This is a genomic window from Microbacterium murale (assembly GCF_014635185.1).
Lineage (GTDB): Bacteria > Actinomycetota > Actinomycetes > Actinomycetales > Microbacteriaceae > Microbacterium > Microbacterium murale.
The window spans coordinates 311,056-332,618 of record NZ_BMCM01000003.1 but is presented as its reverse complement, the minus strand read 5'-3'; the positions used below and the strand labels follow the sequence as shown (position 1 = coordinate 332,618).

Here is a 21,563-nt window from a genome sequence, read left to right as displayed (position 1 = left end):
CAATGTCGAACGGCCCCATCCCGCTTTTCAGCAGGATGGGGCCGTTCGACATTGCAGCATCGACTCGGGCGGAGTATCTACTCGGCCGGAGTCGGCTTCTGCGTGTCTGCCGACGTCGAGTTCTGCGGGAAGACCGTCGTGGCCGCCGCCTCGTCGCGTCCGAGCGTGATGGCCCGGACGATCTGGATGATGCCGAGAACGACGAGCGTGATGCCGAGGATCCACCACAGTGCGACGGCGGCGAGCAGCGGCGAGAAGATCACGATCACGCCCGCCACGATGCTGAGGATCGCGTAGATGATCGTCCACACGCGCGAGCCGTCCTTGTGCAGCAGAGTGAGTGAGACGATGCCGTCGACGATCCAGCTGATACCGATGAAGATCACCGTGATCACGGCCAGCGAGACCGTGACGGCGCTGAGATTCGTGAAGGCGATGGCGCCCGCCGCGACGTAGAGCAGGCCGAGCACGACGTGGCCGATTCTCGCCCATCCGCCCTTCGTGCCTGAGAAGATGCCGAGCCCGATGTAGACGAGTCCGGCGAGGATCAGGTACGCGGCGATGATCCCGGTCACGAGCACGGCGGTCTTCAGCGGCCAGACGAGGAGAACGATTCCGGCGATCAATGCGATCGCGCCGGAGATCGCGAGGGTGACGCGGATCGCTTTGAACAGCGATTTCGCTTCGGTCGGCGAATCAACCATGGGGGACAGCCTTTCTGAGAAGGTCCTGTGAGGATCCGCCCAGCGTAGCGCGCACGGCGTTCGAAATGTCGCCGGTCCGTGGGAGTATCGAAATGTGCTGACACAGACCGTCGATCACGAACACCTCCGCGAGTTGGTCGTCATGCGTCATGTCCGCGATCGCATCGATCGCGAATATGCGAAGCCCCTCGACGTCGAGGCCCTCGCGCGCGGTGTGCACATGTCTGCCGGCCATCTCAGCAGGCAGTTCAAGGCAGCGTACGGCGAGTCCCCTTATTCCTATCTGATGACTCGGAGGGTGGAACGGGCGATGACGCTCTTGCGACGGGGCGATCTCAGCGTCACGGAGGTGTGCTTCGAGGTCGGATCATCCTCGCTCGGCACCTTCAGCACACGTTTCACCGAGCTCGTGGGCGTGCCGCCGAGTGTGTATCGCGAGCGTGCGGCTGACGTCTCCGGCATCCCGAACTTCCAGATCAAGCACGTGACGAGACCGATCAGGAATCAAGAAGCGCCGCGTACCGACGCCAACCTAACCTGGGCATCATGAACATCACCATCCACTATGCGTTCCTCCCGCACACCGATGCCGAGGCGGCACTCGGGTTCTACCGCGACGCTCTCGGCTTCGAACTGCGCAAAGATGTCGGATACGACGGCATGCGATGGCTCACGGTCGGTCCCGTGGGACAGCCGCAGACATCCATCGTGCTGCATCCACCGGCGACCGATCCTGGCATCAGCGACGACGAACGGCGCACGATCCTCGAGCTGATCGCAAAGGGCAGTTACGGGGCACTCACTCTCGCGAGCGACGACCTCGACGCGTTGTTCGACCAGTTGGTCTCGCGCGGCGCCGATATCGTGCAGGAGCCGATGGATCAGCCGTACGGCGAGCGGGACTGCGCCGTACGCGACCCCGCCGGCAATCTGCTCCGTATCAACCAGGCCGCCTGACCGCATACCGACAGTACTGACCACCCGCAGAAAGAAGACGATGGCCGACGTTTCGCACACCGCCGACTCCCACGACCTGATCCGCGTGCAGGGCGCACGCGAGAACAATCTCAAAGAGATCAGCGTCGACATCCCGAAGCGACGACTCACCGTGTTCACCGGGGTGTCCGGTTCCGGCAAGAGCTCACTGGTCTTCGACACGATCGCCGCCGAGTCGAGGCGCATGATCGACGAGACATACAGCGCGTTCGTGCAGGGGTTCATGCCGTCGGTTCCACGGCCGGACGTCGATGTGCTCGAGGGGCTCACCACCTCGATCATCGTGGATCAGGAGCGGCTCGGGGCGAACCCACGGTCGACAGTCGGCACCGTCACCGATGCGAACGCGATGCTGCGCATCCTGTTCAGCAAGCTGGGACAGCCCTACATCGGCGGTCCGACGGCTTTCTCGTTCAACATCCCCACGCAGAAGGCCAGCGGTGTGATGACCGGTCCGGGCGGCGAGAAGAAGATCGTGAAGGACGCCATCTATCTGGGTGGCATGTGTCCGAGGTGTGAGGGCAGGGGAGCGGTCTCCGACCTCGACCTCGCACAGATCGTCGACGAGTCGAAGTCGCTCGACGAGGGAGCGATCATGGTCCCCGGATACACGGCGGACGGCTGGATGGTGAAGGGGTTCTCGCAGTCGGGTTTCTATCCTGCTGACAAGGCGATCGCGGACTTCACCGAGAAGCAGCGGCACCTCTTCCTCTATGGCGAGGTGACGAAGGTGAAGATCTCGGGCATCAACATGACCTATGAGGGGCTCATCCCGAAGATCACCAAGTCGATGCTCTCGAAGGACCTCGATGCTCTTCAGCCGCACATCCGTGCGTTCGTCGAGCGCGTCGCGACCTTCGCCACGTGCCCGGATTGCGATGGCACGCGTCTCACCGAGGGTGCGCGGTCTTCGAAGATCGAGGGAGTCAGCATCGCGGATGCATGCCGCATGCAGGTCACTGACCTCGCCGCGTGGGTGCGGGGCCTCGACATGCCGGAGGCGGGTCCACTGCTGAAGGCGCTCAGCGCGAACCTCGAGGCGTTCGTCACTCTTGGTCTCGGGTATCTGAGCCTTGATCGTCCCTCAGGCACGCTGTCCGGGGGAGAGGCGCAGCGGATCAAGATGCTCCGCCACCTCGGTTCATCGCTCACCGATGTCACGTACGTGTTCGACGAGCCGACGATCGGCCTGCACCCGCATGACATCCAGCGGATGAACACCCTGCTGCTGCAGCTGCGGGACAAGGGCAACACGGTGCTCGTCGTCGAGCACAAGCCGGAGACGATCGCGATCGCCGACCGTGTCGTGGATCTCGGGCCGGGTGCAGGCTCGGCCGGGGGAGAGATCTGCTTCGAGGGCACCCTCGAAGGACTGCGCGCGAGCGGTACGCTCACCGGCACCCACCTGGACGATCGGGCTTCGTTGAAGTCGACCGTGCGCGCGAAGAACGGTGCGATCGAAGTGCGCGGCGCCGACGAGAACAATCTGCAGGATGTCGACGTCGACATCCCGACCGGAGTGCTGACAGTGATCACCGGCGTCGCGGGTTCGGGCAAGAGCTCACTGATCCATGGATCCGTGTCGGGGCGCGACGGTGTGGTCGTGATCGATCAGGGAGCGATCAAGGGTTCTCGGCGCAGCAATCCTGCGACCTACACCGGAATGCTCGAACCGATCCGCAAGGCGTTCGCGAAGGCCAATGGAGTGAAGCCGGCGCTGTTCAGCGCGAACTCCGAGGGCGCGTGCCCGTCGTGCAAGGGCTCAGGTGTCATCGTCACCCAGCTGGGGTTCATGGACACGATCGAGACGCCGTGCGAAGACTGTGGAGGCAAGCGCTTCCAGGCGGCGGTGCTCGACTACAAACTCGCCGGTAAGGACATCACTGAGGTGCTGGATCTGCCGGTCACAGAGGCGCGTCAGTTCTTCGCGGATGGCGAGGCGAAGATCCCAGCGGTGGTGACGATCCTCGGACGCCTCGAGGACGTCGGTCTCGGATATCTGTCGCTGGGCCAACCGTTGTCGACACTGTCCGGTGGCGAGCGTCAACGTGTGAAACTGGCGATCCAGATGGGGGACAAGGGCGATGTCTACGTGCTCGACGAACCCACCACGGGTCTGCACCTCGCCGACGTCGACAAGATCCTCGGTCTGCTGGATCGCCTCGTGGATGCCGGCAAGACGGTCATCGTGATCGAGCACCATCAGGCGGTCATGGCCCACGCCGACTGGATCATCGACATCGGCCCCGGTGCCGGTCACGACGGTGGACGCGTGGTGTTCGAGGGCGTGCCCGCGGATCTCGTCGCCGCGAAGTCGACGCTGACGGGTGAGCACCTCGCTCAGTATGTCGGAGGTTGAATCGGGACAGGTCCGTGCGATCGATCACGTGATGCGACTTTCCATATTGAAAGATGATGCTAGGTTTCCAATATGGAAAACGACGACAGCCACGATGCGGCTCAAGATCTCGCCAGCCTTGACGCCGCAACGGCAGGCTATGCGACAGCGATGGCAGGAGAGGGCTGCTATCACGTTGCGCTTGGTGTCGGTGTCGGTGCCGTCGTGACGTCGCAGGGACTGGCATCGCCGTGGAGTTGGATCCTGCCGTTGGTCTTCCTCGCCACCTTGCCGCTGTTCATCGGATGGTGGCGCAGATCTCACGGCTGGTGGGTGTCCGGTTACGGGCCGGCGCGCACGCGTTGGGTCGTGGCACTGATGGTGGTCGCCTACGTCGGTCTCTCATTCGTGTCGTTCGCCGCCGACTCGGTGTGGGTGAGCGCGATCATGGGCGCGATCACTGCTGTCGTGGTCGCTGCGGCAGGATTCGTATGGATGTTCGTGTGGCGCCGGGGGCTCACGGCGGCGGACGCCGGATGAGCGGTCTCGATCCTGTGATCCACCCGCCGGCGCGACTTCAGCTCTGCGGCATCCTCGCGCAGGTCGACGATGTCGAATTCGCGTTCGCCAAGGCCAGACTCGGAGTTTCGGACTCGGTGCTTTCCAAGCATGCGAAGGCTCTCGAGGACGCGGGATATCTGACGATCGCCAAACGGACAGTCAGCGCCCGCCAACGAACTTGGCTGGCCCTGACGGCGCAAGGGCGACGAGCCTTCCGTGCGCACATGGTCGAGCTGCAGCGACTGGCTGCTGGCGTCGTTCACTCATGAGCGTTGCGCAGGGGTTCCTGGAAGGGTTTGGGTCTCGTCGTGCGCCGCTTTCGCCAAACTCCCGAGTTAGCCGATAATGCACATTATGTCAGCTCGAAGACGACATGTTCTCGGTAGATGCGAATACGCCGGTTGCCACGACTCTCCTGGGTTAGCTTGCCCACGACCTCGCATGGATGCCGCTCCATCCTCGCTTCATTCGCCCGGATGGCAGTGAGAAGGTGATCGCAAATTGCATCTGGCCTGGTATTTTGTCCCGGCTTTTGACGCCAGTTCGCAGATCATGCGATACTTTCGCACATAATGCGAACTCAATCCCCCCGCTCTCCGGACGCTTCGACCGTGCGTGCGTTGCTGCCCCCGGGGGTCGCGATCCTGAACGAGCCGGAGACAGTGTGGGCGGCAATGCTAGACGGATGGTCGGCTCAACAGCTCGCGAGGAACCTGTCGCTATCGACGATCGTTAGTCGACGTCGCCTCGCTGAGCGGTTTCGTGACTTCGCTGAGGAGTATCCGTGGGCGTGGACTGTAGAGCAGGTCGATCATTTCTTCATGGAGCTGCGTGCACTCAGAGGCGGGTCGCGATCGACGGTGCTCGGCTACCAGAATGCGTTGCGCATGTTTCTTGGATATCTCACGGACCCCACGTATGGATGGGGAGAGCTGTGCTGGGAACGCTTCGGCACTCACCCCGCTCAGGTCTTCCATGAGTGGAACACTGCCCGTCATGTGCAGGACGCAATCGGCGAACCGGGCAAACGCCCCTACACCCGCAATGAGCTGGAAGACCTGTTTGACTGCGCGGATGAACGAGTCGTGCGTATCCGACGCGCTGGGTCAAAAGGCTGGATCCCGGCGTTCCGTATTGCCACACTCATGAAGACCGCCTACGCGTGGGGGTTGCGCCGCAACGAAGTGCGAATGCTCGATCTCGTCGATCTCGCCTCCAACCCACAGGCGCGTCAGTTCAACGACCTGGGCATCGTTTATGTCCGACACGGCAAGGCGATGCGTGGGTCTCCCCCGAAACGCCGCGCGGTGCTCACACTCCCAGAGTTCGCCTGGGCCGTCGAATGTATCGAAGAATGGCTGACAGAGGTGCGTCCCCTCTTCGTCGCGCCGCTGGCGACCATGCTGTGGCCGAGTGAACGCGGCCACGGGGCGTCGCCGATCGCGGCGGACTCGGTGTCACGCGCATTCAACGAGGTCAAGCGCGAAGCTGGCCTCGACGACACGCTCGACTTCCATTCCCTGCGCCGTTCCTACGTCACGCACCTGGTGGAGATCGGATACGACGCCTTCTTCATCCAGCAGCAGGTCGGCCACGAACACGCATCGACAACCTCTATCTACACCGGCCTCTCCCCCGACTACCGCGCCCGCGTCGTCAACGACGCAATCGCCCGCATGGCTCACGCCACGACCACCGACAGCCCGAAGGAGAACTGAACAACGTGCAAAGACGTATCGAGTACACCTGGCGGCTGCGCGAACTGATGACCGCTGGCGGCATGCACAATATCTCCGACCTCATCCCTCAGTTGAAGGACCGTGGCATCGAGCTTTCGGCGTCGCAGATCTACAGGCTCGTCGGTGCAAAACCTGAGCGAATGAACATCGCGCTCTTAGGGGCACTGCTTGACGTGCTCGACTGCACGTTCGAAGAACTCTGCCCCGTCGCCGTCGTCGCAACACCTGCAAGGCTCGCCGCGAACGGCACGAACGGCGGGTCCAGCGACCGGAAGGACGCGATGCGCCCGCGACGCGCCCGCATCCACCGCCCCGAATGAACATTCCACCAGACAAACCCCACGCTGTCTGCGCCCGCTGCCAGCAGTCCGGCGTGAAGTTCGCCACGACGTGGCCGGAAGGACGCATCTGTCGCCGCTGCTACCAGCGAGCCACGCGCATCCACGGTGCGTGCATCTCCTGCGGCACCACGCGCCTCTTGCCCGGACTCATCGACGGCGAACCAGCATGCGTGGACTGCGCCGACATCCCAAAAGACTTCCGCTGCACTCGCTGCGGCCGCGAGGACGAACCGGTACGACGAGGGCTCTGCGCGCACTGCTGCCTCACCGACGATCTCAGCGGGCTCCTCGCCGGGGACGATGGCGACATCTCCCCCATCGTCCGACCACTCTTCGACGCTCTCTCAACGCAGACTCTCGCTCGAAGCGCCACGATATGGCTCACCGTCAATCCCGCTGCGAAGCAGCTCCTGCGTGACCTCGCGACCGGAGCTGCGCCGCTCACGCATGACACGTTCACGACGCACCCCTCCCCCGAAAAAGTCTTGTTCCTCCGCCAGCTCTGCATCGAACACGGACTCCTCGAACGTGTGAACTTCGACATCGAACGATTCCAAGCCTGGGTCGATCAAATGACCGCGGCTGAGCCCGCAAGCGAGGCGCGACTGATTCGACAGTTCGCCCGCTGGGTGCATCTACAACGAATGCACGCCCTCGACGCCGCAGGAAAAATGCGCAAAGGGACGTTCCTATCGGCCAAACAGAGCACGTCCACCGCGATCGGATTCCTCCGTCATCTGCGTGAACGCGGACACACGCCGTCGGAATGCGTGCAAGCAGATGTAGACGATTGGCTGACTGGAGGTCCCACCACGCGAAGTCTCGCCCGTACATTCGTGCGCTGGGGCGTCAAGAACGGTCACATCGCATCGGTCGAGTTCCCGTACCGCGTAGCGAAGACGCAGCCGATCATCACGCAGCAGCAGCGCGTGCAGCATCTTCGAACGCTCCTCAACACGCACGTCGAGTCCGAAACGGCCGAGCAAGTCGCAGGCATGCTCTTTCTCCTCTACGCGCAGCCGCTCACTCGAATCGCGCGCATGCGTCTCTCGCAAGTTGCTGATGCTGGTGACCGTCTGACGGTTGCTATCACCGCCGATGAACTCGTCGTGCCCACGCCATTCGACGAGATCGTACGAGCCCATCTGAGAGATCTGCCGAACACGAATACCTCGGCGCATCGCAACAGTCAGTGGTTGTTCCCTGGGGCCAGGCCGGGTGAACCTATGCACCAGTCGACGATGATGAACAAGCTCCGAGATCGCGGAATCGACCTGCGCGGTGCGCGTAACGCCGCCCTACGGACACTCGTTCTCGAGATGCCAGCACCGATCGTCGCCGACAGCCTCGGCTATAGCTACAACGTCACAGACCGACACCGCGCGGCCGCCGGTGCGATCCACACCGACTATGTCGGCCGTCGGGCGACGTCTCGGAAGTAGCCTCGCTTCTAGCCGCGACTCGGCGTAAAGTATCCCTCTTATGCCAAACGCGAATCGGGCCCGTCCCTACGTTGTCACCGTCCATCCCGACGGGCGGTGGTGGCACATCAAAGTTCCAGAACTCAACACCGTCTCGCAGGCGCTGCCGCTGCAAGAAGTGCCGAGTCAAGCTCGCGATCTCATGGTGACGTCCCGTGGAGTGGTGGAGATTCTGGCAGGGTCGCCTTCGTCGTAGACGTGGGTGAGCCATCGTGCGATGGTCAGTGAGAACTGTCTAGGAATCTCAACGTAAGGACACATCGCACGATGGCTCTTGACCAGTCTGCCCTCCTCGAGCTCCTCGGGGAACTGAAACTCACCGATGTCACCGACCGGATCCGGGTCGCGACGGAAACGCTCTATCAGGAGCTGATCGATGCGGAAGCGGCCGCGTTCATTGGCGCCGCCCCGTTCGAGCGGACCCCGGAGCGGACCACGCAACGCAACGGGACCCGTCCGCGCACTCTCACGACCACGGCTGGGGAGTTGGAGTTGCGGATCCCGAAGCTGCGGCAGGGATCCTTCTTCCCGTCACTGTTGGAGCGGCGCCGCCGAGTCGATCAGGCCCTGTTCGCGGTCGTGATGGAGGCCTACGTCCACGGCGTCTCGACCCGCAAGGTCGATGATCTCGTGAAAGCGCTGGGCGCGGACACCGGCATCTCCAAGTCCGAAGTCTCCCGGATCTGCGCGAACCTGGACGAAGACGTCGCCGCGTTCCGGGATCGGTCCCTCGCGGACACGACGTATCCGTATGTGTTCCTCGACGCGACCTACTGCAAAGCCCGCGTCGGCCGGCGCGTGGTCTCCCAAGCTGTCGTCGTCGCTATCGGCGTCGCCGCCGACGGGCGCCGCGAAGTCCTCGGCTTCGAAGTCGGGGAGACCGAGTCGCAGCCGTTCTGGACGAGCTTCCTGCGCTCGTTGAAGGCGCGCGGGCTGGGCGGGGTGCGCCTCGTCATCAGTGACGCGCACACCGGGCTGATCTCCGCGATCGAGACCGTGTTCGCCGGCGCTGCCGGGTGCATTTCATGCGCAACGTGCTCTCGCATGTCCCGAAAGCATCGGGGCCGATGGTCGCGTCGATCATCCGCACGATCTTCGCGCAACCCGACACCGAGCACGTGTTCGGCCAGTTCCACGAGGTCGTCCGCATGCTGACCCGCTCGCACCCGAAGATCGCGGAGATGCTCGAGGACGCGAAGGACGACATCCTCGCGTTCTGCGGATTCCCGCAGCAGCACTGGCGGCAGATCTGGTCCACGAACCCGCTGGAACGGGTCAACAAGGAGATCAAACGCCGCACCGACGTCGTCGGCACGTTCCCGAACCCCGCCGCGCTCCTGCGCCTCGCAGGTCACGTCCTGATCGAGCAACACGACGAATGGGACGGCGCCGACCGCCGCTACTTCAGCGAACACTCCATGAAGCTCCTCACCGCGAACGACGAGGAGGTGGCGATCCCGGAACTCAACGCGGCATAATCACAGAAGCTGATCCCGCACGGTGTCGAGAAACTCCACCACACAGCGGGACGTCACCGATCTCACCGATCTCATCAGCGTCTGGCTCGATACCCGCCCGGACACGGTGCGTTTCATCGTGAAGCGAAGGAGTGGCCTACGTCCGGGATGGGCTGCATCGTGAACCAACGCCGAACTCATGCGCGGAGTGCACGCGACGGCCCAGCCGGAAACGATCGTTTGTGGCGCGGTCCACTTCCGGATGCTGCGAGGGCTGCCACAAAAGGTCTCCGGAACCTAGTTTCGGCAGACGGATTCGGTGTGCACGGTTTGAGCTGCGATAGTCTCGGGACCACGCCGCAAGCGATTCCACGAACCGCGTCGCCGGACGATGTGCATGGTCATTGGCCCGGTAACCGCGTTCAATGCCACCGCATTTCGACTGTTCGCCGCACTGAGCGCGGTCTCCGCGCTCGAGCCGGGCATATCCCTGCTTGGCATCACGCGCGCCGCTTTGAGACGCGCGCCCCCCGGAAGCTGGCGCCCATGCCTTCATCGTTTGCTCGGACAAGCGGCATCGACACTGCTGTACATCTCAAGCTTCGCACCGCCGCGCTACAACACTGGACACGGCACCGTCCCAGCATGTCGTCGACCATGGTGGGACGGTGTCTCAGCTGTGGGAAACGCTGGACAACCACCTCCGAGCTTTGGTCCGCCTCGGGAGACTGGGGCGTCCGGAAGTGTCCGTCACGCGGGCGCCGCTACCGCCGTGATCTCGATAAGTAGATCGGGGTCGGCTAAGCGGCGGACTTCGACATGTGTCCGAGCGGGGCGGTGCTCGCCGAAGAACTCGGTGTACACGTTGTTTACTACATCCTGGTCGGACATCATCGTGTTGTGGATGGTGAGCGAGACGATGTCCGTGCGCTGGCCTCCCGCAGCGATGACGATGCGCTCAAGATTGAGCAGGCATGCACGGGTTTGGTCGGCAAGTGACACTTCGGCCGGCGGCCTTGGATCTGACTCGCCGACGACCGGATAGGTCTGCCCCGAGGTGAAGAGCATCGCTCCGCTCACTTTGACGGCCGGCGTGAACGGGGGCCTCGCGAGGCCGGTTGCAGAAGCCAGCGTCGCGGACCAATAGGCGTCCAGCCCCGCATCGATGAATTCGATTGTCATTTCTTCTCCAAATTGATCTCAGACTGGCGCATGTTCATGCACATCCAGTACACGGCAACCCCGACGACGATGCCGACGGGGTAGGCGAGGTCTCCGCCGCCGAGCACCGAGCGTGAGATCCCACCGAGGAGCCAAGCGAACGGACTCCCCGTGGCGGCAACTGCGTCTCCGATTGCCGTGCTTGAGAACGGAAGGCAGAGGACGTACCCCGCGGCCAAAGCGATGACGGCGGCCCACCCGACCCTCAGCCGCTGCATGGGGACCGCGGCGACCCGAAGACTTGTTTCGTACCGTGAAGCAGGCAGCCAACCCAGCATCCATATGCCGACGAATGGTGCGACCCAATAGGTGGAGAGCAACAGGACACTGGAGAACGTTTCACTGAGGTCGCCGCTGTTGAGGTAGAGCGTCAGCAGGAAGGCGAGAACGGCAACGAATGCGGTGACCACCGGGCGCGGCAGGCGCACGCCGGCCCCGAGAATCTGCAGGCCCGCCGAGTATTGCGCGACGGCGGCGTTGGCGACCACCCCCAGGTACATCGTGATCATGATGATTGCGCCCAGCACTCCTCCTCCTGTGAGTGTGAAGATCGCGAGCATCGGATTGGCGCCGGCCAGGAGGGTGGCTGCGGTGAGTCCGAGCAGTTGCATCCACACGCATGCGAGGCCGATGCCGAGGTATGTCGCGATGAACAGAGTCACTCGTGATGAGTTCTGGGGGAGGTAGCGAGAGTAGTCGGGCGCGTTGTGCGACCAGCCGAATGCAAATCCGAAGGTGATCGCTGCCAGGAGGATGAAGGATCCCGCGGTGTCGGTCGGAGCGGGCACTGCGACCTGAGGGGTTGTGCTCAGACTTGCGAGCACCGCGATGGTGACGACGACGAATCCGCCCGCGACGACGAACGCCATGATCTTCTCGAACTGGTGAAGGACGCGGTAGCCAGCCACGCTGATGACCGCCTCGAGCAGGAAGACAAGCAGAATGCCGACGAACTGGTTGATTCCAAAGGCGGCCTCCAGGGCCTGCGCACCGAACACGGCTCCGAGGGCGATGAAGGCAACACTGGTGAAGGCGGCCAGGATGCCGATCACGCCGGTCGCACGGCCGAACAGTGCGCGCGCCTGAGCGAGGGTCGCCATTCCTGTGAGCGGGCCGTACGTAGACATCAGCGATGGACCGAGCGCGCCGAGCGCGTTGCCCAGAACGATCGCGGCGAGTGCCGCCCAGTAGCTCAGCCCGAGCTGGGGGCCGAGCACGCCCAGGAAGACTGCGGAGGGCACGAGCTGCGCCGCGAACCACAGTCCCCCCACGTGCCAGGTCTTCCCGTGGCGTTCTGCGAGCGGGACGGGTGCGAGGCCGGCCCATTCGATGAGCGGAGGCTTCTCCCGCTGTGATTCGGGCATGCCGATGTCATTTGTCATTTTGGTCTCCTTTGACCTGTGTCGGGGCGTTGCTTGAACGGTGCCAATCGAGGATCTCCTCGCCGGTCATGAAGACCGACCGGTCGTCCGCACGAATGTGGGCGAGTGCCTGATCCAGGTACGTGAGTCGGTGCGGGACCGCCATGATGTACGGATGCACGACGAGGGCCATGACGCGTGCGGAGTCGTGTGCGTCATCGGCGAGCTGATTGAACTGATCGGTCGCGCGCTGCAGGTACTCACGAGCGGGATGGTGCTGGATGAGCATCATCGCGACGTCGTTGCATTCCTGCGTGTACGGGATGTTGGTGATGGGTGTCGTTCGGGTCTGCAGCTGCACCGGCTGATCGTCGAGGACCCAATCGCAGACGTATTCGTAGCCCTCTTCGACGAGGATGTCCGGTGTTTCCCATGTCTCGGTCAGGCCCGGGCCGAGCCAGCCTCGAGGTGCGGCCCCGGTGGCAGCGCGGATGGCCTCCGTAGTGCGCCGGATGTCTTCGCGCTCGTCCGGCACCTTCTGCATGTTCTTCTGGCCGTATCCGTGCCCGATGAACTCCCAGTTCCGTTCCTTCGCTGCGGTCGTTATCGCCGCGTACGTCTGCACGGCGCTGCCGTTCACGGCGAGGACGACGGGGATCTCGTGCTTGTCCAGAACGTCGAGAAGGCGCCAGAAGCCCACCCGGTTGCCGTACTCGTGCCAGGCCCAGTTCGGTACGTCCGGTGTCGGCACGCCGCCCGCCGGGGGTGTGAGCACCGTGCGTGGCATCGCGTCCTGATCGTTCCACTCCTCGATGTTGACGATGACCCACACGGCGACCTTCTTGCCGTCCGGCAGCGTGAGGGGGGCGCGTTCCGATACGGGGCTGTACGCCAGTCGCTCGCTCGGTCTCATGACTCTTCGCCTTTCGTGATGACAATCGACAGCGACGGAAGCTCCGAGATCTGCACGGTCACGGTGTCGCCCGGGGTGATGGCGGAAACGCCGGCAGGCGTTCCGGTGAAGATCAGATCGCCGGGCTCCAGCGTGTACAGCTGACTGAGCCGGGCCACGACTTCCGGCACCGACCAGATCATGAGATTCAAGTCCGTGCGTTGCCGCTGCTGTCCGTTGACGTCGAGCGTCAGTGTTGCGCCTTGGATGTCGAGAACCTGATCGCGCGGCACGATCGGGCCGCACGGTGCCGACTGGTCGAAGGACTTGCCCGGTTCCCAGGGACGCGCTCTCGTGACTGAATCGCGCTGCAGGTCACGACGCGTGAGGTCGATCCCGGCTGCGAACCCGAACACGCTCGCCATAGCGTCGTCCGGTGTGCCGTTGCGAAGGCGAGCGCCGATCGCCACGACGAGTTCGCCTTCGAACTGGAAATCGTCGGTCGCTGCCGGGTACGCGATCTCGGCTCCGTTGAGAGCGACCGCGTCAGCCGGCTTCTGGAAGAAGAAGGGATCATCGCGCTCGTCTCCCTCTTTCATCTCGAGGATGTGGTCGACGTAGTTCCGTCCGACGCAGTAGACGCGCCGCACGGGAAACCCGAGGGGCGTGTCGATGATCGGGACCAATGTCGGATCAAGCGTCCATTTCGGTTCCACGGGTGACTCCATTTCTCTTCCGGTTATCGCACTGCGCGAATGTTCATGTACGTGCGGCTGCGACATGTCACACCCCGTCCCAGGTCCCGGCGGCACGTGCGCGGGCGACGAGAGCATCCCGCCGTTCGTTCGCGGTGGTGACCGCCTCTCGGGCGGATGCCTGCACGAGGCGGCCGGATCGCTGCAGAATCCGCCCGTCGCAGATCACCGTGTGGATCGCGTCGGAAGACCCGTTGTAGACGAGACTCTCCACCGGATCTCCGGCGGGGAGCATCGAAGGATGCGAGGCGTCGATCAAGATCAGGTCGGCGCGCTTTCCCGGCGTCACGGATCCGGTGACATCATCGATTCGGAGGTCGCGGGCAGCGCGGATCGTCGCCATCTCCAAGGCGATCCGCGGCGTCAGAGTCGCGCGCCCGGTGCGAGCGTGCTCGGAAGAGACCAGGGCCCTGATCGTGCCCAGCATGTCGGCGCTTGCCGGCATCGCCAGCGTGTCGATCGACAGCGACGTCAGGACACCCGCCTCGATGAACTCCGTGACGCGGGGGAACCCCATCGTCCGCATCTCCGACAGCGGGCTCACCGAGACGGTGGCTCCGGATCGCGCCATGGCCGCGACGTCCTCGGGGGACGCATGCACGGCGTGGACGATCTGCACGTCCGAGCCGAGAAGGCCCTCGTCCTCGAGGCGGGTGAGACCGCAGGAACGGCAGTCCGCTTCCCGCAGGCAGCGGTCGCAGTGCATCGTGATCGGCAATCCGCGCTCGCGCGCCGCACGCCACTCGATGCCTGCGAGTTCTGTCGAGGTGCGGTACGGCCCTCGCAGCGCCACACCGAAATGGATGCGGCCGTCCAGCCGTTCTGCCGACCACCGTTCCCGGGCGGCATCCAGCCCTGGAAGGTCCATCACCTGATCGTTCGCAAACGAGTCGCGGGGTCCATACGAGAACCGTCCGCGCAGTCCTGAGTCCAGTTGCGCATTCAGGTTCGCGTCGACGTCGTCGGCGTCGCGCACATTGTGGTCCCAGTTGTGGACCGTCGTGATGCCGTTCTGCACGGCCTCCGCCAGCGCGAAACGTGCCGACCAGTAGAAGTCGTCCTTCTCGAAATGCGGCGCCAGACCGCGCTTGACGGAGAAGTAGTCGTGCCCTGGTGCGTCTCCCACCGTGCCCCTCAGCAGCGAGTTCCACAGGTGCCAATGGGTGTCGACGAATCCGGGAAGCAGCAGGCTTCCTTTCGCATCGAGGACCTCGACGCCCCGTGGGATCAGATCATGGCCGATGTCCGCGATCTTTCCGCCGCGGACGAGGACGTCAGCCTCGCCCTCCGGAACGTCGGCGTCGAATGGCACCAGGTAGGCGTTGCGAATGAGGAGCTCAGAGCGTTCAGGAAGCATGATCCACCAACAGGACGATGAAGATGATGAAACCGAAGGTCACGATCGACCAGCGGAGTAGTGCGACGGGAAGACGGCGACCGACGGCTGCACCCGACCAGCCGCCGATCAGACCGGCGATTGCCATGATGGCCGCCTCCGGCCAGGAGACGGTCGCGAAGACCGCGAAGAATCCGAGCGAGACGGCGCTGGCCACGACGGAAAGCACGCTTTTCAGCGCATTCAGCTTCTGCAGTGAATCACTGAGGAAGACCCCGAGGACGCCGAGCATCATGATTCCGAGGCCGGCGTTGAAGTACCCGCCGTACACGGCCACGCCGAACTGCCCCCAGCTCGCACCGCGGAGCTTCGGTCCGTGCGGCGCGGACTTGTCCACACGTCGACTCACGACAGAAGCGAGGTAGGGCTGAACGGCCAGCAGCACAACGGAGAGAAGGATCAGCCACGGAATCACCGCCGTGAAGACGTCCTCGTTGCCGAGCAAGAGGAGAGCGGAGCCCGCCATCGCGCCGACGGCCGTGACCGCCCCGAGTACAACGATGCGCCGCCCGTGCCCCGCAAGCTCCCTCCGGTAGCCCCACACACCACCCACATATCCCGGCAGAGCCGCGGCCGTATTCGTGATGTTCGCCGCGATCGGCGGCAGGCCGATCGCAAGCAGTGCGGGAAAGGTCACCAAAGAGCCACCGCCTGCCAGCGCGTTGATCGCGCCGCCGGCGAAACCGGCTGCGGCGATCATGATCATCGAGATCGGCTCCATCTTGGCCTCCTCCGGATGACTATACGACGTGCATGCACTGTATGCAATGGATGCTGAGTATTTTTAGTATGCTGCAGGAATGGCCACCGTCGACCGCAAGAGCCCCGGTTCAACCGGCGTCGTCTATGACGCACTCTGGACGCGCTTTCTCAATGGCACTTACGCCTCGGGCGACCGCCTACCCGAAGCGGCACTGGCGGAAGAATTAGGCGTCAGCCGCACTCCAGTCCGGGAGGCGCTGGGGCGCATGCTCGCCGAGGGCCTGGTGATCCCCGCCGCACGGGGCGTGGTCGTCGCCGGCCTCGACCGGGACGCCCTACGAGCGCTGTTCGCGTTTCGCGGCAACCTCGAGGGCTTCTCGACCGAGCTCACAGCCCAGCGCGCGAGCCAGGGCCTCATTGCGCCGGCGTGGTTCCGAGAGTTGAAAGAGTCCGCGCAGCAGTTCGCTTCTGCCGTGACGGAGGGCGACCGCGTCAGCGCGACCGAATCGAACATGCACTTCCACACCCTCATCGTCGAGGCGAGCGGCAATGAGTTCGTCGTCGACGCCCACCGTCGCACGATCGCTCGACTGGCAGTGTCGACATCCCTCAACCTCGAGCATGCCGATTGGGCCCGCGAAGCCGCCAGACAACACGGTCTGATCGCCGACGCATTGCACGAGGGCACCGCGACCGAAGCGCAACGCCTCGCCGAGGCTCACATCCGCGATGCCATGCGTGTTTTCGACGGGCACTAATCATCAGGAAACGGCACGTGTCGGGTTCGATCGGCGCGGCCCTTACGATCGCGGGGGTTGAGTGCCCGGCCGAATCGCTCACGGGTCGAGCCGTTCTTCGTGGCGTCGACGTGCATAAATCGCGCGGGAATGGGTGTTCCGGTTCAAGAGCGCCTATCAGCCAGCGCCGAAAGACCTCTTTGACATGCAAGCCAAAAACGATCGTTTCTGGCGACCAGGCCGACGAGGACCATCAAGCGCGCGACACGCCGAAGCGTGACCCGCCGAAACCCTCCGCCGAAACCTAACCGCACCGAAACGCGTGTGGTACGTATTCGGCGGAGTGTCGGACGGGCGTTCTCGACAGCGAATACGCCGGTCACGATTACGCCGGGTCACCAGTAGTAATCACTCTATGCGCAGATCGGCGCACGCTTTCGAGTCGGAAGCATCAGGTCGATCGCTCGCGCGGTCGCGAGGGCTTGTAGTTTCTCGGCTGAATCGGATTCCACGCACACGCATGCCCGCAATCCCGACTCTTCGTTTCGGAGCAGGCAGTAACTGTTGCTGTCAGTCAGTTCATCACCGTTGGCATCGAGGAAGAGCCAGTGCACGCGGGCGAGCACGAGTGCTTCCGACAGATGGTTCTCCTCGACGAGTTCGTATCCCACCGAGGCGAGCCCCAGACGCTGGTAGAGCGGATAGGACTGCTTCAATCCATCGACCATCTTGTCGCGTGATTCCAGCACGCCCGAGAATCGATCGTCCGCGATCATGCCGGGAGTCGACCACAACTCGGCGGCGCCTTCCGCGTTGAACTGGGACAGCGTTGCGGCGTAGCGATCGAGGTAGTCGGTGATCTGAGACGTCTCGATGCTCATACCTTCGAGACTACGTCTGCAAGTCGATCGACGCACCACTCCCCCGTCGCCGTGGACGATTAGTGTGAAAATGGATAACACGTTCACCCATCAGAATCACGAGAAGTCAGAAGTCGCGCTTCCCCAGTGCGACAAGCGTCCGCTCGGAAGCGTCGTCGGCGAGGAGAAGATCCGTGAATGGCACGACGGCTGGCAACCACTCCCCTGGTTCAAAGAACAACGCATCGGCCCCGAGTCGACGACCGACGAGATCGTGTCGGCGATCCTGCGCGACCTATCTGGTCCGTCCGGTGGTTCGGCATAGACGGTCTCTCGATGCCTCCAACTGTGCGGTCAGATCGGTACGCCGGCGTCGACGAGGATCCGCTCGACGTACGGCTGCGTGTCGAGCTTCGAGATCTCGGACGGTTCGAACCAGCCGACATCGCGAAGTTCACTCTCTTCGAGAACGAGAGGACCGGGCGCGAGGCGGCACGCATACGCCGTGGTCACGTATGCGCAGCGATCACCGTTCGCATAGGTGATGAACATCGCATCGCCGCCATAGACCCCGACGATCTGGCCGACGGTCGCCTCCACACCGAGTTCTTCTCGCACCTCGCGGGCTATCGAGGCGCTCGGTTCCTCCCCCGGCTCGATGCCGCCTCCGATCAAGGCCCACTGATCGTCGCCGTGCGATCGGGCGAGCAGAATCCGACCGTCGTCATCGACGATCACTGCGGACACCGCTGGGAGCAGCAGCAGATCTTGGCCGATCCGCTCTCGCAGCGACCGGATGTACGCAGAGATAGGCATGCCGTCCAGCGTAGGGGCGCGCCGGCAGCCATTAAAGTCGGACCATGAGCGTTCGCGCAGTCGCCGTTGTCCTCAATGACGGCGCGCTCCTCGTGATCGCTCGTGAGAAGGACGGCAGACGCTACTCGGTATTGCCCGGCGGCGGTATCGAACCCGGTGAGACCCCTGAGCAGGCCTGTCGTCGCGAGCTTCTCGAGGAGACCGGGCTTGAGGGCGACGTCCTCGACCGTCTCGATGTCGACAACGGACCGGATCGTGAGGCCGTCTACTTCGCCGTGTCGGTTCGATTATGGAAACTGCGCCTGGGCGGTCCCGAGGTGGAACGGGAGAGCAGCACGAACCGCTACACGCCTCGATGGGTGCATCCTCGACGCACCGATGACCTGGTCCCGAGTGCAGCCGTGCGAGCAGTTCGAGCCGCCCGACTGCGTGTCGAGGAGCCCGCCGTATGAAGATGCCCTTCCACGGCCTTGTCTGAGCTCCCGCAGCGAAGCCGGCAGATGCTTCACCCAGTCAGATCGAAGACCCACTCATTCAGGTTCAGAGTCGTGCCGCGAAAATCATCATCCCGCTGCCCGATAAGCGTAAAGCCCGCACTGCGGCATAGGGCATTCGATGGCCCGTTGGCCTGATCGGGAAAGGCCACGAGCAGCCGTCGGTCGCCGGCAAACTCATGCGCGTAGTGGATGAGAAGTGCGAGTGCAGCCGAACCGACTCCCCTCCCCTGGGCCTCAGGCACGGTGAACCAGCCTGCTTCGATCACCTCCTGATCGCGCCACGTCGTCTTCCACGAGCAGATCACTCCGAGGGACTCTGCTCCGTCGACGACGACGAACGCACGACCGGTGTTCTCTTCCCAGACGCGCAAATATCGCTCGTGACGGTCTCTGATCTGGGCCTCTGTCTCGGGGCCACCGAGGTGCACGGTCATTTCCGGAGTGTTCCCGCGTCGAAGCAGTCCGGAGTCGCTCTCGCTCCACTGGCGCAGCTGAATCTCGCTCATGCGTTGACATTGCCATGAACTGGCGACATCGGGCCAGATCAGCGGTAGTCCTCGGCGGCCTCCAAGATGCTGCGCATGGTTGCCAGATCGATCTGCGCGGTCTCTCCGTCGTATGTCTCCTCGATACGGAAAGCGAGACCGTTCCGAGCGCAGAACGCGGCGGTCTTCTCCAACCGCGGGGCGACTTTGACGTGGTCCTTGCCGAATAACCCCGCAGCGTACACATCGTCACCAGCGACGATCGCGGCGCTCAGTTCCACGGACGAGCGCCGCGTGATGCCATAGAGCTCTCTGAGCAACGGCGGCGCAAGACGCGGACGCCCCTCGATGATGATCGCGATCGACGAAGAATCAGCCATGCTCCCTTTCACCACGCGAACTGTTCTGCGACGTCGTCCACGGCGCCGCTGGTCCTCGGTGGCCCGCCTCGCCGCGAGTAAGCTGGATCGAGTGAGCAACACCGCGTCGTCCCCTGGTTCAACGATCGGGTGGAGGGCATGGCTGATCTGGTCGGTCGGCGTCGCGGCCTACATGCTGGCTATCACCAACCGCACATCTCTCGGCGCCGTCGGCGTGGATGCGGCGGAGCGATTCCAGGCGGATGCGTCGACGCTCTCGCTGTTTGCCGTCGTCCAGCTCGCCGTGTACGGGGGAATGCAGATCCCCATCGGCGTGCTGCTGGACAAGTACGGCGCCAGGCCGATCATCACGATCGGCATGATCCTGATGGCTTTCGGACAGCTAACGATCGCGATCTCCCCCAGCATCGGCATCGCGATCGTCGCACGCATCCTCCTCGGCGCGGGCGACGCCGCCGTGTTCCCCGCTGTGTTGCGACTCATCGCGATCTGGTTCCCGGCTCAGCGCGGCCCGGTCATGGTGCAGCTCACGGGCGTCCTCGGACAGGCAGGGCAGCTCGTCGCTCTGATCCCGCTTGCCGCGCTCCTGCACTCGACGACCTGGACGATCACCTTCGGAAGCATTGCCGGTCTCGGCATCCTCTTCGCGATTCTCGTCTGGGTCGTGATCCGCAATCGACCGCGTGAACTCGATGCTGACGTCACGGTCAACACCGACACCGGCGTCGTGCGCGTCGTGACATCAGCGATCGATACCGGTGTGGGCATCCGCGCAGCATGGGCGCACCCAGGCACACGGTTGGCGTTCTGGTCGCACTTCACCACGCCGTTCGCGGGAACCGCCTTCGTGCTGCTCTGGGGGATGCCGTTCCTCACAGCCGGCGAGGGCGTCACAACGGCGCAGGCGGCGACCATCATCTCGATATATGTCGTTGCCGGCATGATTCTTGGCCCTGTCATCGGCAATCTGTCGAGTCGCATGCCGAATCAGCGATCTCTTGCCCTCGTACTGCCGGCAGTCGCGATTCAGATGATCGCCTGGATCGTCCTCCTGCTGCAGCCCGGACCGGCTCCTGTCTGGCTGCTCTACGTTCTCGCCGTCGCACTCGCGACTGGCGGACCCGCCTCGATGATCGCCTTCGATCACGCCAGGACGCACAACCCGGCCCATCGGCTGAGCACCGCCACGGGGCTCACCAACGGCGGGGGTTTCATCTCCGCGCTCATCGCGATCTTCCTCATCGGTCTCGCGCTCGACCTGCAGGGCGCCGGTACCCCCGAGACGTACTCGCTCGACGCGTTCCGGATCGCCTTCCTCGCGCAGGTGCCGATCTGGCTCGTCGGCGCGGTATTCATCCTCATCGAGCGCAAACGCACGCGCATCCGCATCGGGCTGGATCCCGAGCGAAAGGCGAGAAGATGACACACTACGCATTCGACCAGGACGACGACCGCATCGACCGCGCTCGTGTGCATCAATGGATCAGTGAAGAGTCGTACTGGGCGAAAGGACGCACCCGCGCAGTACAGGACGCCGCGATCGACGGGTCCCGCAACTACGGAGTATGGGACGCGTCGACAGGTGACCAGGTCGCATACGCACGAGTCGTGACCGACGGTGCGACCTTCGCCTGGCTGTGCGACGTTTTCGTCGCATCGAACGTCCGCGCGCGCGGAATCGGGAAGCTGCTGATCAACGGCGTGATCGCCGATCTCGAGCCGCTCGGCCTCAAGCGCATGCTTCTTGCGACCGCCGATGCCCATGGCCTCTATGCGCAGTACGGATTCGAGAATCCTGAAGACCCGACCCGGTACATGGTGAGAGGCATGTCCTGAGGCGGCGC

24 protein-coding genes and 1 pseudogene are annotated in these 21,563 nt (G+C 63.7%); 14 read left to right on the top strand and 11 right to left on the bottom strand.

Features of this window, described 5'->3' with window-relative positions; genetic code table 11:
* Positions 1-77 precede the first annotated feature (77 nt).
* The gene (locus IEV67_RS11175; RefSeq protein ID WP_188436640.1) at positions 78-704 is read right to left on the bottom strand and encodes an HdeD family acid-resistance protein; all 627 of its coding nucleotides are present in this window, start codon (positions 702-704) and stop codon (positions 78-80) included.
* A 142-nt stretch (positions 705-846) separates the two neighbouring features.
* Here IEV67_RS11175 and IEV67_RS11170 point away from each other — a divergent pair, with 142 nt between their 5' ends.
* The 9 genes and pseudogenes from IEV67_RS11170 to IEV67_RS11130 all read left to right on the top strand — a co-directional run bounded on the left by IEV67_RS11170 (position 847) and on the right by IEV67_RS11130 (position 9,638).
* A complete protein-coding gene (locus IEV67_RS11170) occupies positions 847-1,254 on the top strand; it encodes a helix-turn-helix transcriptional regulator (protein WP_188436885.1) in 408 nt (135 codons plus the stop codon).
* Entirely contained in the window at positions 1,251-1,661 is a 411-nt protein-coding gene (locus IEV67_RS11165; RefSeq protein ID WP_188436639.1) for a VOC family protein, read from the top strand. Before IEV67_RS11170 ends, IEV67_RS11165 begins: the two co-directional genes overlap by 4 nt.
* A gap of 40 nt (positions 1,662-1,701) precedes the next feature.
* Positions 1,702-4,059 (top strand): ATP-binding cassette domain-containing protein, encoded by a 2,358-nt coding sequence (locus tag IEV67_RS11160; protein ID WP_188436638.1) that lies wholly within the window; start codon positions 1,702-1,704, stop codon positions 4,057-4,059.
* Positions 4,060-4,131: 72 nt separating this feature from the next.
* Positions 4,132-4,578, top strand: a complete 447-nt coding sequence (locus IEV67_RS11155; protein ID WP_188436637.1) for a hypothetical protein — start codon at positions 4,132-4,134, stop codon at positions 4,576-4,578.
* Positions 4,575-4,868, top strand: a complete 294-nt coding sequence (locus tag IEV67_RS11150) for a transcriptional regulator (protein ID WP_188436636.1) — start codon at positions 4,575-4,577, stop codon at positions 4,866-4,868. The genes IEV67_RS11155 and IEV67_RS11150 overlap by 4 nt, the downstream gene beginning before the upstream one ends.
* A 342-nt stretch (positions 4,869-5,210) precedes the next feature.
* Complete coding sequence (locus IEV67_RS11145) at positions 5,211-6,317, top strand: tyrosine-type recombinase/integrase (protein WP_229703041.1); 1,107 nt, start codon at positions 5,211-5,213, stop codon at positions 6,315-6,317.
* A 5-nt stretch (positions 6,318-6,322) separates the two neighbouring features.
* Positions 6,323-6,658: a helix-turn-helix domain-containing protein gene (locus IEV67_RS11140; protein WP_188436634.1), complete on the top strand. Its 336-nt coding sequence runs from the start codon at positions 6,323-6,325 to the stop codon at positions 6,656-6,658.
* A gap of 53 nt (positions 6,659-6,711) precedes the next feature.
* Positions 6,712-8,121: a site-specific integrase gene (locus IEV67_RS11135; RefSeq protein ID WP_188436633.1), complete on the top strand. Its 1,410-nt coding sequence runs from the start codon at positions 6,712-6,714 to the stop codon at positions 8,119-8,121.
* A gap of 306 nt (positions 8,122-8,427) precedes the next feature.
* A pseudogene (locus tag IEV67_RS11130) lies at positions 8,428-9,638 on the top strand (IS256 family transposase).
* A 729-nt stretch (positions 9,639-10,367) separates the two neighbouring features.
* On the opposite strand, the gene IEV67_RS11125 reads toward IEV67_RS11130, so the two are convergent.
* The 6 genes from IEV67_RS11125 to IEV67_RS11100 all read right to left on the bottom strand — a co-directional run bounded on the left by IEV67_RS11125 (position 10,368) and on the right by IEV67_RS11100 (position 15,963).
* Positions 10,368-10,799 (bottom strand): RidA family protein, encoded by a 432-nt coding sequence (locus IEV67_RS11125; protein WP_188436632.1) that lies wholly within the window; start codon positions 10,797-10,799, stop codon positions 10,368-10,370.
* Entirely contained in the window at positions 10,796-12,220 is a 1,425-nt protein-coding gene (locus tag IEV67_RS11120) for a purine-cytosine permease family protein (RefSeq protein WP_188436631.1), read from the bottom strand. Before IEV67_RS11120 ends, IEV67_RS11125 begins: the two co-directional genes overlap by 4 nt.
* A complete protein-coding gene (locus IEV67_RS11115) occupies positions 12,210-13,112 on the bottom strand; it encodes a polysaccharide deacetylase family protein (protein ID WP_188436630.1) in 903 nt (300 codons plus the stop codon). Before IEV67_RS11115 ends, IEV67_RS11120 begins: the two co-directional genes overlap by 11 nt.
* Positions 13,109-13,807, bottom strand: coding sequence for a fumarylacetoacetate hydrolase family protein (locus IEV67_RS11110; protein ID WP_229703039.1), 699 nt, complete (start codon positions 13,805-13,807; stop codon positions 13,109-13,111). Before IEV67_RS11110 ends, IEV67_RS11115 begins: the two co-directional genes overlap by 4 nt.
* A 67-nt stretch (positions 13,808-13,874) precedes the next feature.
* A complete protein-coding gene (locus IEV67_RS11105; RefSeq protein WP_188436628.1) occupies positions 13,875-15,203 on the bottom strand; it encodes an amidohydrolase family protein in 1,329 nt (442 codons plus the stop codon).
* Positions 15,193-15,963 carry a sulfite exporter TauE/SafE family protein gene (locus IEV67_RS11100; RefSeq protein ID WP_188436627.1) on the bottom strand — a complete coding sequence of 257 codons (771 nt, stop codon included), beginning with the start codon at positions 15,961-15,963 and terminating at the stop codon, positions 15,193-15,195. The genes IEV67_RS11105 and IEV67_RS11100 overlap by 11 nt, the downstream gene beginning before the upstream one ends.
* A 79-nt stretch (positions 15,964-16,042) precedes the next feature.
* Here IEV67_RS11100 and IEV67_RS11095 point away from each other — a divergent pair, with 79 nt between their 5' ends.
* Positions 16,043-16,702: a GntR family transcriptional regulator gene (locus tag IEV67_RS11095; RefSeq protein ID WP_188436626.1), complete on the top strand. Its 660-nt coding sequence runs from the start codon at positions 16,043-16,045 to the stop codon at positions 16,700-16,702.
* A 392-nt stretch (positions 16,703-17,094) separates the two neighbouring features.
* Here IEV67_RS11095 and IEV67_RS11090 read toward each other — a convergent pair whose 3' ends face one another.
* Positions 17,095-17,562 carry a DUF6841 family protein gene (locus IEV67_RS11090; RefSeq protein WP_188436625.1) on the bottom strand — a complete coding sequence of 156 codons (468 nt, stop codon included), beginning with the start codon at positions 17,560-17,562 and terminating at the stop codon, positions 17,095-17,097.
* Between the two features lie 70 nt (positions 17,563-17,632).
* On the opposite strand from IEV67_RS11090, the gene IEV67_RS11085 reads away from it, so the two are divergent.
* The gene (locus IEV67_RS11085) at positions 17,633-17,866 is read left to right on the top strand and encodes a P-loop NTPase family protein (RefSeq protein WP_188436624.1); all 234 of its coding nucleotides are present in this window, start codon (positions 17,633-17,635) and stop codon (positions 17,864-17,866) included.
* 29 nt (positions 17,867-17,895) lie between these two features.
* On the opposite strand, the gene IEV67_RS11080 is transcribed toward IEV67_RS11085, so the two are convergent.
* The gene (locus IEV67_RS11080) at positions 17,896-18,357 is read right to left on the bottom strand and encodes an NUDIX domain-containing protein (protein ID WP_188436623.1); all 462 of its coding nucleotides are present in this window, start codon (positions 18,355-18,357) and stop codon (positions 17,896-17,898) included.
* 44 nt (positions 18,358-18,401) lie between these two features.
* On the opposite strand from IEV67_RS11080, the gene IEV67_RS11075 reads away from it, so the two are divergent.
* Positions 18,402-18,809, top strand: coding sequence for an NUDIX domain-containing protein (locus IEV67_RS11075; protein WP_188436622.1), 408 nt, complete (start codon positions 18,402-18,404; stop codon positions 18,807-18,809).
* Positions 18,810-18,862: 53 nt separating this feature from the next.
* Here the strand turns inward: IEV67_RS11075 and IEV67_RS11070 are convergent, their stop codons facing one another.
* On the bottom strand, positions 18,863-19,360 hold the full coding sequence (locus IEV67_RS11070) for a GNAT family N-acetyltransferase (protein WP_188436621.1): 498 nt from the start codon (positions 19,358-19,360) through the stop codon (positions 18,863-18,865).
* A gap of 38 nt (positions 19,361-19,398) precedes the next feature.
* Entirely contained in the window at positions 19,399-19,719 is a 321-nt protein-coding gene (locus tag IEV67_RS11065; RefSeq protein ID WP_188436620.1) for a hypothetical protein, read from the bottom strand.
* Positions 19,720-19,891: 172 nt separating this feature from the next.
* Here IEV67_RS11065 and IEV67_RS11060 point away from each other — a divergent pair, with 172 nt between their 5' ends.
* Both IEV67_RS11060 and IEV67_RS11055 read left to right on the top strand, forming a co-directional pair.
* Positions 19,892-21,142: an MFS transporter gene (locus tag IEV67_RS11060; protein ID WP_373284476.1), complete on the top strand. Its 1,251-nt coding sequence runs from the start codon at positions 19,892-19,894 to the stop codon at positions 21,140-21,142.
* On the top strand, positions 21,139-21,555 hold the full coding sequence (locus IEV67_RS11055; RefSeq protein WP_188436618.1) for a GNAT family N-acetyltransferase: 417 nt from the start codon (positions 21,139-21,141) through the stop codon (positions 21,553-21,555). The genes IEV67_RS11060 and IEV67_RS11055 overlap by 4 nt, the downstream gene beginning before the upstream one ends.
* The last annotated feature ends 8 nt before the right edge of the window (positions 21,556-21,563 follow it).